Below are 221 nucleotides of genomic sequence, written 5' to 3'. Positions count from 1 at the left end.
TGCACGACCAGATCTGCACCGCGGTCCCGTTCGTGGTACCGCCGCCCCGGGCATCCAGGCACTTGTTGCCGTACACGGTCAGCTGGCTGCTGTCCGTCGACGTCCACTGCTGGTTGACTCCGCCGTGGCAGTCCCAGATCTGCACGTTCGCGCCGTCGGTCTGGCTGAAGCCCGACACGTCGAGACACTTGCCGGAAGCAACACCGCGCACGTCGCTGGTG

At 66.5% G+C, this 221-nt stretch carries 1 protein-coding gene; it reads right to left on the bottom strand.

The genetic code is table 11. From position 1 onward, the window contains the following. Positions 1-221: RICIN domain-containing protein (locus ADL01_RS28040; protein WP_199834950.1), on the bottom strand; the 221-nt coding region annotated here is incomplete at both ends.

Source organism: Streptomyces sp. NRRL WC-3618 (genome assembly GCF_001280005.1).
In the GTDB taxonomy this organism is placed as follows: domain Bacteria; phylum Actinomycetota; class Actinomycetes; order Streptomycetales; family Streptomycetaceae; genus Streptomyces.
Note: the sequence above shows the minus strand (reverse complement) of the source record. Positions and strands in the feature narration are given on the sequence as shown.